Genomic DNA, 12,027 nt, shown 5'->3' on the forward strand with positions numbered 1-12,027 from the left:
CAGTTTGACACTTCCTATTTACAACGGCTGTTGAGGCAGTTTTCTTGATGAATATTTTCTTTATTGGCATTACCTGTATAGTAGCTTACCTAATTGGTTCTATCCCGACAGCGGTCTGGTATGGTCAGGCTTTTTTCAATATCGATATTCGCCAGCATGGTAGCGGCAATGCCGGTGCAACGAATGTATTTCGGGTGTTGGGAAAACGCGCCGGTACCGTGGTTATGCTGGTCGATGTGCTAAAAGGATACACGGCTGCTATCCTGGCTACGCTGCTCTGGTATGCTGGCGTAATCACCGAAACGGAAATCCTGACGTTTAAAATCATATTTGGACTCATTGCCGTTATAGGCCACCTGTACCCCATTTTCGCTGAATTCAGGGGTGGGAAGGGAGTGGCTTCGCTGCTGGGAATGGTGCTGGGTATTCATCCTGAAATGGCACTGGTCTGCATCGGTATTTTTCTGCTGGTCGTTATTGCATCCCAGTATGTATCGCTGGGATCTATACTAGCCGCGCTGGCTTTTCCGGTGTTACTGCTGCTACGCATTTTCGGGCAAAAAGAAAGCCCTATTCTCATTGTATTCGGCTTTGTTGTCTTTTTGTTGGTGGTATTGACACATCAGAAAAACATTGGCCGGCTGTTGCGTGGTCAGGAAAACCGGACTGTTCTGATTCGACTCCGCAAAAAACGCGACGCTCAATAATCTGATTTCCTAGTATACGTCCGCCCCGACGTTGCGTGAAAGTGCGTAACTTCGGGGCGAATTTTTTTATGAGTGAGGCTGATTTTACCCACTGCATGACTACATACCTCGAAGAAAACAAACAGCGGTTTCTCGACGAATTGCTCGAGTTACTGCGTATCCCGTCCGTATCGGCCGATTCTAAATTTAAAGGTGATATTCGGCGGGCGGCCGAATTTGTCCGGGACAAACTAACGGCTGCCGGTCTGGACAAGGCTGCGCTTCATGAAACACCTGGCCACCCTATCGTTTATGCGGAGAAACTGGTAGACCCCAGCCGCCCTACCGTGCTGGTCTATGGCCATTACGATGTGCAGCCTGCCGACCCTTACGAACTCTGGCTGTCGCCCCCGTTTGAACCCACTATCCGTAACGAGCGGATTTACGCGCGGGGTGCCTGCGACGATAAAGGGCAGTTTTACATGCATGTGAAAGCGCTCGAAGCCATGCTGGCCACCGATGGTCTGCCCTGTAACGTCAAGATCATGATCGAAGGCGAGGAAGAGGTCGGGTCCGATCACCTTGGCATTTTTGTCGCTGAACACCGCGAGATGCTGAGTGCCGATGTTATTCTGATCTCAGACACGAGCATTATTTCAAATGAAACCCCGTCGCTGGAAACGGGTCTGCGGGGGCTGTCGTACGTAGAAGTCGAAGTCACCGGGCCTAACCGCGATTTGCATTCGGGCGTCTATGGCGGGGGCGTTGCTAACCCAATCAACGTACTGGCCAGCATGATCGCATCGCTCCATGATGCCGATGGCCGCATTGCCATTCCCGGCTTCTACGATGACGTGGCCGACCTGAGCGACGCCGAACGGGCTGAACTGGCCAAAGCACCGTTCGTGCTGGACGACTACAAACAGGATCTGGGTATTGCTGATGTGATGGGTGAAAAAGGGTACTCGACCAACGAGCGGACTTCCATCCGACCCACACTGGATGTGAACGGGATCTGGGGCGGCTATACCGGTGAAGGCGCTAAAACGGTGTTGCCCTCGAAGGCATCGGCCAAAATCAGTATGCGCCTGGTGCCGAATCAAACCCCCGATGTAATTACCGAGCTGTTCACGCATCATTTCAAATCCATAGCGCCGGCTGGCGTAACGGTTACCGTAAAGCCCCATCATGGTGGGTTGCCCTACGTAACGCCTGTCGATTCTGTCGAGTTTGAAGCCGCCAGTAAGGCATTTGAAGACGCCTGGGGTAAGAAGCCGATTCCAACACGGGGTGGCGGAAGTATACCCATTGTAGCCCTGTTCGAGCAGGAACTGGGGGTTAAATCCATCCTGATGGGCTTTGGGCTGGACAGCGATGCACTCCACTCGCCTAACGAAAGCTATGGCTTATTTAACTATTACAAAGGCATTGAAACCATTCCGTATTTCTACAAGAATTACGCAGCCCTGAAGAAATAAATGAACGCTGAGTCGAAGCCAATGCCTAGTCAGAGGTTTTGACTCAGTCCCTTTTCTACTTTATGAAGAAATTGCTGTTTGTTCTCTTGCTGAGTGGTTTAGCAGGAACATCGACGCTGGCCCAACAAACACCGGCCAACCCGTCCAGAACCACCCCTCCAGCCTCGCGTACGCTGACACCCGCCGAACAAAAACAGAAAGACAGAATAGATCGGGAGGTACAGCGCGACCGTCAGATTCGTGCCGAATGGGCGCAAAAACAACGCGAGTACGAAGCGAAGCAAGCTGAAAAAGAACGGCAGCGACAGGCAAAAAAAGCGGCCAAAGAGCGTGATCAATCTGTAAAGGAAGCACCCGTTCAAGCACCGGCTCCCGTACCTTCCACCACAGCGCCCACCCCAACTCCTGCTCCTCAACCAGCGGCTCCTGCTGCGGCCCCTGAACCGAGCCGGAAAGAGAAACGGGAAAAACGCAGGCAGGAGCAGACCGTTGAACCTGCTCCGTCAGCACCGGCACCGATTCCTGATGCACCTGCGCCGGTCGAGACCAGACCCCGGGAGCCCAAACCCGAGCGGGTAAAGCGTGAACGTGCCCCCCGCCCTGTAGCCATAGATTCTGCATCGGCAACGGGTACTGAACCGGCTATGAGCCGGTCAACGGGTGAGTTTCTGCCCAAAGGCCACTTGTTCGACCCTATTTTGCTCGATCCGCTCGAAGCGCAGACCTACGGCAGTCTATTGCCGGTCTATAACACCGAGGGTAAACGGTACAAAGGCAGCATTGTTCCGTTCGCGTTTGGGTTTGCTAAACCATTTTACCGACGTACGAAGCAGCCTGGACATTCATCGGAGTGGGTACTCGATCTGGCATCGTTCACCCAATTTGAGGCCTACCGTGATGCTACCCTGGACAAAGCACGACGTCGCATCCTCAACACCGATTATAAAGTAAGTATTATTTATAACGTCCGGCGTGGGGCCAACACCTACCGGTTTCGGGTGTATCACCTGTCGTCGCACCTGGGTGATGATTACATCTTCCGTAACAACATTACAGCGCCTACGGCCAATGCCGTGAACTATGAGCTGCTGGACGTGACCTATAGCCGTATGATTCAAACACTGCGCCTATATGGGGGTATTGGGTTTGTGCTGCGCAAGGCTGAAGAACGTAAGCTGCTCAGTGCTCAACTCGGTGCTTACTATAAAAAACCATCCGACAAAGCGGCCCGGTTAGTAGGTGGCCTCGACGTTAAGTTCTGGCAGCAAACCGACTTCCGCCCAGGCATTCACGGTGGTATTGGTGTTGAGGTGGGCCGGACGCAGAATAACCTGACGTTTATGCTCGAAGGCTATTCCGGATTCAGGCCCTACAGTCAGTTCGAGAATCAGCAAACGTCGTGGATTGGTGTTGGCCTGTACCTGAACCCATTTTGATGGTGCTCATTTTGAGCCTTCTATTCGCTGCCTGAACTTAGTCAGGCGGCTGAACAGAAGGATTGGTCGTGTACCTTTGCGTTTTCAAATTTCAGTATGACCTTATCAGCACTGACGGCGATATCGCCCGTCGACGGCCGTTACCGTCGCCAAGTAGACGCTCTCGCTCCGTATTTCTCTGAATTCGGACTGATTCGCTACCGCGTTCGGATTGAGATCGAGTATTTTATTGCCCTTTGTGAATGGCCTGTTCCGCAGTTGTCGAGCGTCGATGCTACGCAGTTTCCAATTTTGCGCTCGTTGTATGAGTCGTTTTCTGAAGCTGATGCGCAACGGATCAAAGACATCGAGAAGACGACGAACCACGACGTTAAGGCGGTTGAGTATTTTATAAAAGAGAAACTCAAAGGATCGCCCGTTGAGCCGTTCCTGGAGTTCGTTCACTTTGGGCTGACATCGCAGGATATCAATAATACGGCCATACCCCTCTCGCTGGACGAAGCCCTGACCAACGAGATTACACCCTTGTACCAGAAGGTGTACGTACGATTACAGCAACTGGCCGAACAGTGGAACGATATTCCCATGCTGGCCCGAACTCATGGTCAGCCAGCGTCGCCTACGCGCCTGGGGAAAGAGTTGTGTGTGTTCGTCGAACGGATTGAAAAACAGTTGCAGCTGCTGGCAGGTATTCCAACGGCAGCTAAGTTTGGGGGGGCAACGGGTAATTTCAATGCCCATGCGGTGGCCTACCCGCATGAGGACTGGAAGGCCTTTGGCGATAAATTCGTACAAAGTCTGGGCATGGTCCGCAGCCAGTTTACGACCCAGATCGAACACTACGATATGATGGCGGCTACACTCGACGCCTTCAAACGCCTGAACACAATACTGATCGATCTCGACCGCGACATCTGGACGTATGTGTCGATGAACTACTTCAAGCAGAAATTAAAAGAAGGTGAAGTTGGCTCGTCGGCAATGCCGCACAAAGTAAACCCAATCGATTTTGAAAATTCGGAAGGTAATCTGGGTATTGCCAACGCGCTGTTCGAGCACCTGTCGGGCAAATTACCTATCTCCCGGCTCCAGCGCGACCTGACCGACTCGACCGTGTTGCGGAGCCTGGGCGTACCCTTTGCCCATTCGGTCATTGCGTTGACTTCGTTGTTGAAAGGGCTGGACAAACTCGAGCTGAACCCGGCGGCTATCCACGCTGATCTGGAAGACAACTGGGCTGTTGTTGCCGAAGGTATTCAAACCGTTCTTCGTCGCGAAGGGTATCCACAGCCCTATGAAGCCCTCAAAGCCCTGACTCGTACAAATCAGAAGATTACGGCCGATGGCATTCGTCAATTCATCGACGAACTGGCTGTATCAGATGGTGTAAAGGACGAATTAAGAGCCATTACACCGTTTAGTTATACCGGTTTATAAGCTTTATGCCCCTGCCTGGCTGTGTTATCTGCTTACGAACTATAAACCGATAACACAGCCAGGCAGGATGTCTGCCCTAGCCTTTAGACAGCTCCGTCGACCGGGTTTGGGCAGCTTTGATACCCGCCACCAGCGTGTCGGCAAGAGCGCCGTTCTCGAACTCCCGCAAGGCCGCTTCGGTAGTGCCCCCTTTGGAGGCTACAGCTTTGATAAGCTCATCCAGTGATTTATCGGAGGTATTGATCAGGTGATAAGCGCCCAGCATGGTCTGTTTTACCAACAGAGCCGATACGGCATCGTCGAACCCCATCTGCTTGCCCGCATCGATCATGGCTTTCACGACATAATAAAAATAGGCTGGTCCGCTGCCGCTGAGCGCCGTTACTGCATCGAGCATCGTTTCGTCTTCCAGAAAAATAGACCGGCCCGTTGCATTGATCAGGTTCTCAATCCGGCGCAGATTGGTCATATCTACTTCTTTGGCAGCCGTAAAGCCCGTAATACCCATGCCGAGCATAGCGGGCGTGTTGGGCATAGCCCTGACGACAAGGGCGTGGTCCAGTTTTGCCTGAATCTGGGCAATGGGAATTCCCGCCATAATGGACAATACCACTTGCGTCGGTTGTATAACGGCCCGTAGCGACTCGTGTACACTGTTGAAGTCCTGCGGTTTTACGGATAAAATAATCAGGTCTGTTTCACCAACGCGGGTGCTGATGGTATCGACGACTACGCCCGCTTTCTCCGCCCGAAGGGCTTCTGAGCGGTCGGCGCTTTTCTCGATGAGCAGCAGGTTTTCCTGCTTAACCAGGTCATACTGGACAAACGATTTGGCAAATGCCATACCCATGTTGCCACAGCCAACGATTGCAATTTTCATCAGTTCAATAGGTGAATTAGTGATCGGGCGAACGAAGGGGATGAAGTGACAAAGGCGTAACGAAAAAAGGTCAGGTGATACCACCTGACCCCACAAAACTAAGAACTCAGAAGCGGCTTACCTACTGACCACTCTTGAGGATTTCTTCCAGTTTCTGCTCCAGCGCTTCGCCATGCAGGTTCTTGGCAATGATTTTACCTTCCTTGTCCAGCAAAAATGTAGCAGGAATAGCCTGAACGCCATACTGTTGCGCTGCGGCTGACTGCCAGAATTTCAAGTCAGATACATGTGTCCAGGGGAGGTTATCATTACGGATAGCCCGCTGCCACTCGGTCTTGGTCTTGTCCAGAGAAACGCTATAAATGGTAAATCCTTTGTCTTTGTACTTGTTATACATCCTGACAACGTTAGGGTTTTCGGCCCGGCAGGGTCCACACCATGATGCCCAGAAGTCGACCAGTACGTACTTGCCCCGTAACGACGACAGGGCAACGGCATTGCCTGTGGTGTCGCTGAGTGTGATCTCAGGTGCCGCCGAGCCAACCATAACCCCTTTGATACGAGCCACCCGGCCAATCAACGATTTAGCATGTGGGCTGTTTGGGTTTTCCTTCTCAAACCGTTTGGCCAGTGTTTCGTAGGTGTTGAAATCAGTGTCGATATTGACGAAGTTGAGCGCAAAAAGCGAAACCAGCGAGGTGCCCATATCAGGTAGCATAGCTTTTACCTTGTTGACTACTTCCTGCTCCGCTGCGTTGTATTCCTGCTCGATCTGAGCCACACGCTTGTTATCCTTCTTCTCGGTAGCAGCAGCAACCTGCTTGTTCCAGCCAGCTACGCGGGTTTCCATGTCGGTACGCAGCGCCATCAGCTTGTCGTAATACGCCATGTTTTTAGAGCCCGTAACCGTACCATTGCCAATTTTTCCGGTTTTTCCGTCCATCCGGTAACCATCGGCGACGACGTTAAGCGTTTCGCCCCCTTCCAGTAAGAGAGCCAGCTTTTGGCCACCGCCTACGTTCAGCACCAATACTTCACCCCCGTCAACGACCTGGCCTTTCAGCGTAAACGTGTTGGCCGCATCCAGTTTTGTCGAATCGATTTTGCGGGTAGGCTGCGAGTTGGTTTCCAGGTAGACGAAGCTGCCCGGTGCCGCTTTTTCAATTTTACCCGTCACGGTGAACGGTTTAGTCGTCTGAGCGTCGACTGCGAGACTGACACTCATCAGGCTGGCTATGCAGAAAAACAGTTTCCTCGTCATTTTGTCTCTAATTGCTTTGTTACCAGTTGATTTACTAATTTGGGATCTGCCGATCCCTGCGATTTTTTCATTACCTCGCCGACAAACATACCCAGCAGGTTTTTTTTGCCTTTGCGGTATTGTTCGACCTTGTCTGGCCAGGCTGACAATACCTCTTCTACCAACGTCTGGAGAACATCGGTATTGCGGTTCTGGAGCAGTCCGTGCTTCGTTGCCAGATCAACAGGCTCTGCATCGGGCTGATTCACCAGTAAAGCGAATACCTGCTGGCCCGCTGTCTGGCTGATCGTGCCGTTGTCAATAGCCGTAATCAAAGCGGCCAGCTGGCCCGCCGTTACCGGAAACTGCCGTTCCCGCAGTGTTTTCTCGTTCAGGTGCCCTTTTACCGGCCCCATAATCCAGTTCGAAGCCGCTTTGTAATTAGTCGTGTGCTCACAAACCGATTCGTAATAGTCGGCCAGCTCTTTGGCGTCGGTTAGCAAGGCCGCGTCATAGTCGGGCAACCCATACACAGCAACAAATTTCTGATACCGTTCGGCCGGGAGCATAGGCATCTGGGCCTCAATCTCAGCCAGCCAGGTATCCGAAATGACGACCGGTGCCAGGTCGGGGTCGGGGAAGTACCGATAGTCATTCATCGTCTCCTTCTCCCGCATAGCCTGACTACGGCCGGTTGTGGCATCGAACGTGCGCGTTTCCTGTATAATTCGCCCGCCCGACGTTGTTAATTCCACCTGCCGGCTAAATTCACTGTCAACGGCCCGCATTACATTCCGGATCGAGTTCAGATTCTTTACTTCAACCTTCGTGCCTAACTGTGTAGCGCCCCTGGGTCGGATAGAAACATTGACGTCGCAGCGCAGGGAACCTTCCTCCATATTTCCATCGCAAATACCCAGATAACGGACCATCCGCCGAACTTCGGTCAGGTATTGGCCGGCTTCATCAGCTGTACGAAGGCAGGGCTCCGTCACCATTTCGATCAATGGTGTACCGGCACGGTTATAATCCAGTTGCGTTGTCCAATCGTTGCCATCGTGGATCGATTTCCCCGCATCTTCTTCCAGATGGATATGATGCAACTGAATGGTTGTGTGATACGGCTGGCCTGTTTCAGGATCTTTGGCTGTGATAGCAACGCCCCCACCTACGCAGATAGGACCCTTGTCCTGCGAAAGCTGATAGCCTTTTGGCAAGTCGGGATAAAAATAATTTTTACGGGCAAATATATTGTGACGGGTGATGGTACTGTTGCAGGCCAATCCCATCCGGACCGCAAATTCAACAGCTTTGCGGTTTAGTTTGGGTAAGGTACCGGGATGGCCTAATGTAATGACACTGATATTGGTGTTTGGATCAGCACCAAAGGCATTGGCATCACCCGCAAAAATTTTACTGTTCGTCAGGAGTTGACAGTGAACTTCAAGGCCAATTACGGCTTCATAAAGGGCTGGACCACCGGTACTCGGCTGTAGTTCAGGCTGTGCGTCAGGCAAAGAAATAAATTCAGCTGTCATTGGCAAAAACGGACTTGTTCCCCACAAAGATAAGCAAAACAGGGGGAGGCTACCAGTTCATAGAAAGACCGGGCCGTTACGGACTGAGCCGATACGTATTATAATACGTTGAGCCGGTATTTCAGGTAGGTCTGTGCTAACAACGCAAATTTTTGCGGATTGGGTACGCGGATACGCTCGCTCTGAATTTGCGAAGCCGGCAACTGTTTGATCTTATTAAACAGCGTTTGATAATAGGTATACGCTAAATAGACGCCCATCCGGGCACCCCGGGGCAAATTCATAATGCCAATATAAGCCTCGTCGAAATCGCGCTGTATGTCACTTTCGATAAGTCGTTTGGCATCGCGCCCGAAGTCGTTGAAATCGACACCGGGAAAGTAAGTTCGACCCCGGTCCATGAAGTCGCTTTTCAGATCCCGTAAAAAGTTTACCTTCTGAAAAGCTGCACCAAGTTTACGGGCTGGCTCACGCAGCCGGTCGAAATCAGTGCAATCGCCTTCGCAGAATACCCGCAAACACATAAGACCAACGACTTCTGCTGATCCATAGATGTATTCGTTGTAACCGTTGGCATCATAATCCTGATTGTAAAGATCCATCTCCATACTTTTCAGGAAAGCGTCGATCAGGGCTGGCTCGATATTGTACTGCCGGACAACGAGTTGAAAAGACTGCAACACCGGATTTAAACTGATACCTTCTTCAATAGCCTGATAGGTGTCATGTTTGAAACGGGCCAGTAATGTTTTTTTGTCAAAATCGTGAAACGTATCGACAATTTCGTCGGCATACCGAACGAACCCATAGATGGCATAGATGGGCAGGTGAAATTTACGGTCAAGTGTTTTGATGCCTAATGTGAACGACGTACTGTAATTTTCAGTGATCAACTTACTACATTCCAGTGCGGTTTTATTGAACAACGCCATCATAAGAGAAAAGGAGCTAGACAACGGCGATTGGTAAGATGAAAGGACTATGCTACTGACCAACAGAATGTTCTGCAACCGTCACTGGTCAATATCATGTATTCCTAACCTTAACGATCAGCGTCTGAAGTCAGAAGGGTAAAGGTTTGTAAGTTATATAAATTCTTTGGCAACCTCATCAGCAACGACCAGCCCGGATATGAGCGAAGGAGGCACCCCTGGTCCTGGGACTGTCAGTTGACCCGTGTAGAACAGATTGTTTACCCGTTTGTTCTTAAGCGAAGGCTTAAGAATTGCAGTCTGTTTCAAGGTATTGGCCAGCCCATAAGCGTTGCCCTTGAACGCGTTATAATCGCTTTTGAAGTCACTGTGAGCGTAGCTGCGTTTATAGACAATATGATCCCGGATGTTTTCGCCTACATAGGCTTCAAGCCGGGTCATGATTATGTCAAAATAACGCTCGCGGGTTGCTTCGTCGTCGGTTAGGTCAGGAGCGACGGGAACCAGGAGGAATAAATTCTCGCAGCCTTCAGGGGCTACACTCGGATCGGTCTTCGACGGTGCCGATGCATAGAAGAGGGGCTTTGCGGGCCAGCGTGGCGTTTCGTAAATCTCCTGCGCATGCACCTTGAAATCCTCGTCGAAAAATAGATTGTGGTGTTGGAGTCGGGGAATACGCTTGTCGACGCCAAGATAGAACAACAGCGACGAGGGAGCCATCACCCGCGTGTTCCAGTAGGTATCGGTATAATTTCTGTTTTCGGGAGCTACCAGTTTTGTTTCAACATGGTTGTAGTCGGCTCCGGCAACGACAACCTCTGTTTCAAATATTCCCTGGTCTGTGACAATCTGCGTTGCTTTCCCATGGCGTACATCTATTTTCTGTACCACCTGATTAAACAGGATCTTAACGCCTTTCTCTTCGGCCAGCGTCACCATCGCCCGTACGATTTCGTGCATACCACCCATAGGGTACCACGTTCCCAAAGCCATCTCAGCATAATTCATAAGGCTGTACATGGCAGGTGTGTTTTCTGGCGTTGCGCCCAGAAACAGCACCGGAAATTCGATAATCTCAAGCAGGCGGGGGTGTTTGAAGAATTTGCGGGCATGGCTCGCAAACGATTGGAAAACGTCGAGCCGGGTAACGTCATAGAGCAACTTAAGACTCAGAAACTCGCTGACAGAGCGGCTGGGCTTCCAAACGAACTTGTTCATGCCGACATCATACTTGTACGACGCTTGCTGGAGAAACTCTTTCAGCTTAGGGCCACTACCTGGCTCAATCGACTCGAAAAGGGTTTCCAATTGTTCGAGCCCGGCCGGCAGATCGACAACTTCATCAGGGCTGAACACAACACTATAGGAAGGGTCGAGTCGAACAAGATTGTAATAGTCGGAGGTTTTTTTGCCGAAGCGGGCGAAGTAATTGTCGAATACATCGGGCATCCAATACCAGCTTGGGCCCATATCGAAGGTGAAACCTTCAGCGCTGAAAACGCGCGCACGGCCACCGGGCGTGGCATTTTTTTCAAGAATTGTAACGTCGTAGCCTTTATCGGCCAGACTGGTAGCAGCGGCCAAACCGGCAAATCCGGCACCGATAACAAGAACACGTTGGGGCATTTGTCAAGAAGAAGTTAGCAGTAGGTAATCATTATGGCTAACTACCTGTAACAAAAAAAAGTTGGACGGAATCCATCCAACTTTTCGAACCTTCCTCTTTTTTAACCAAAAACTACTCAATCAATTTTTGAGACGACTAGTCATCTCAAAAGTATCGTATTATGCATTATAATGTGCATACACTTTCAATTGATCTTTTAGCTCTTTGCGGGCAATGTGAATGCGGTTTTTCACAGTACCGATGGGGATATCCAGCTTGGCTGCAATCTCGTGGTATTTGAAACCGCGGAAGTGCATCATGAAGGGCGTCCGGTAAGTATCATCCAGTCCGTTTACAGCCCGGTTGATGTCATCCTGTGCGAACGACGAGTAGGCCATGTTATCGGTACTGCTCTCCATTGAGTTAATATAATGGAGGTTATCTGTTGTGTCAATGAAAGTATTTTTACGCACCATACGCTGATAATTGGTGATAAACGTATTTTTCATAATAGTATACAACCATGCCTTCAAGTTCGTACCATCCGTGTACTTATCGCGGTTAGTGAACGCCTTCAGCAAGGTATCTTGTAACAGGTCATTAGCATCTTCGACATCTTTTGTTAGCCGGAGAGCGAATGGACGCAACGACTTGGACACTTTTCCGATATGATTGGTGAATTCGATTGCGGTCATGGCTGTTTAAGTTTTTCTCTGTTGAACCAATTTACGTATCCAATAGGCAAAAAACTAACCAGCCTTTGCGGTCCCAAACCGCTCCTGTTGATTTTAGCA

General features: G+C 50.6%; 10 protein-coding genes. 4 read left to right on the top strand and 6 right to left on the bottom strand.

The features are described 5' to 3' along the window. The first annotated feature begins 47 nt into the window (after positions 1-47). The 4 genes from plsY (at position 48) to purB (ending at position 5,037) form a co-directional block, all read left to right on the top strand. Entirely contained in the window at positions 48-707 is a 660-nt protein-coding gene (plsY, locus tag FH603_RS06145; protein WP_186736592.1) for a glycerol-3-phosphate 1-O-acyltransferase PlsY, read from the top strand. A 95-nt stretch (positions 708-802) separates the two neighbouring features. After that, positions 803-2,164, top strand: a complete 1,362-nt coding sequence (locus FH603_RS06150; protein WP_186736593.1) for a dipeptidase — start codon at positions 803-805, stop codon at positions 2,162-2,164. Between the two features lie 62 nt (positions 2,165-2,226). Next, entirely contained in the window at positions 2,227-3,600 is a 1,374-nt protein-coding gene (locus FH603_RS06155; protein ID WP_186736594.1) for a DUF1207 domain-containing protein, read from the top strand. A gap of 96 nt (positions 3,601-3,696) precedes the next feature. Further along, complete coding sequence (gene purB, locus FH603_RS06160; RefSeq protein WP_186736595.1) at positions 3,697-5,037, top strand: adenylosuccinate lyase; 1,341 nt, start codon at positions 3,697-3,699, stop codon at positions 5,035-5,037. Positions 5,038-5,113: 76 nt separating this feature from the next. On the opposite strand, the gene proC is transcribed toward purB, so the two are convergent. The 6 genes from proC to FH603_RS06190 all read right to left on the bottom strand — a co-directional run bounded on the left by proC (position 5,114) and on the right by FH603_RS06190 (position 11,928). Next, complete coding sequence (proC, locus tag FH603_RS06165; protein WP_186736596.1) at positions 5,114-5,917, bottom strand: pyrroline-5-carboxylate reductase; 804 nt, start codon at positions 5,915-5,917, stop codon at positions 5,114-5,116. 121 nt (positions 5,918-6,038) lie between these two features. Continuing rightward, entirely contained in the window at positions 6,039-7,178 is a 1,140-nt protein-coding gene (locus tag FH603_RS06170; RefSeq protein WP_186736597.1) for a TlpA disulfide reductase family protein, read from the bottom strand. Further along, the gene (gatB, locus tag FH603_RS06175; protein WP_186736598.1) at positions 7,175-8,695 is read right to left on the bottom strand and encodes an Asp-tRNA(Asn)/Glu-tRNA(Gln) amidotransferase subunit GatB; all 1,521 of its coding nucleotides are present in this window, start codon (positions 8,693-8,695) and stop codon (positions 7,175-7,177) included. Before gatB ends, FH603_RS06170 begins: the two co-directional genes overlap by 4 nt. A 98-nt stretch (positions 8,696-8,793) precedes the next feature. Next, positions 8,794-9,630 (bottom strand): phytoene/squalene synthase family protein, encoded by an 837-nt coding sequence (locus FH603_RS06180; RefSeq protein WP_186736599.1) that lies wholly within the window; start codon positions 9,628-9,630, stop codon positions 8,794-8,796. Positions 9,631-9,780: 150 nt separating this feature from the next. Then, on the bottom strand, positions 9,781-11,253 hold the full coding sequence (locus FH603_RS06185) for a phytoene desaturase family protein (protein ID WP_186736600.1): 1,473 nt from the start codon (positions 11,251-11,253) through the stop codon (positions 9,781-9,783). Between the two features lie 159 nt (positions 11,254-11,412). Continuing rightward, entirely contained in the window at positions 11,413-11,928 is a 516-nt protein-coding gene (locus FH603_RS06190) for an RNA polymerase sigma factor (protein WP_080237303.1), read from the bottom strand. Positions 11,929-12,027: the final 99 nt, after the last annotated feature.

It is taken from the genome of Spirosoma utsteinense, assembly GCF_014282275.1.
Lineage (GTDB): Bacteria > Bacteroidota > Bacteroidia > Cytophagales > Spirosomataceae > Spirosoma > Spirosoma utsteinense.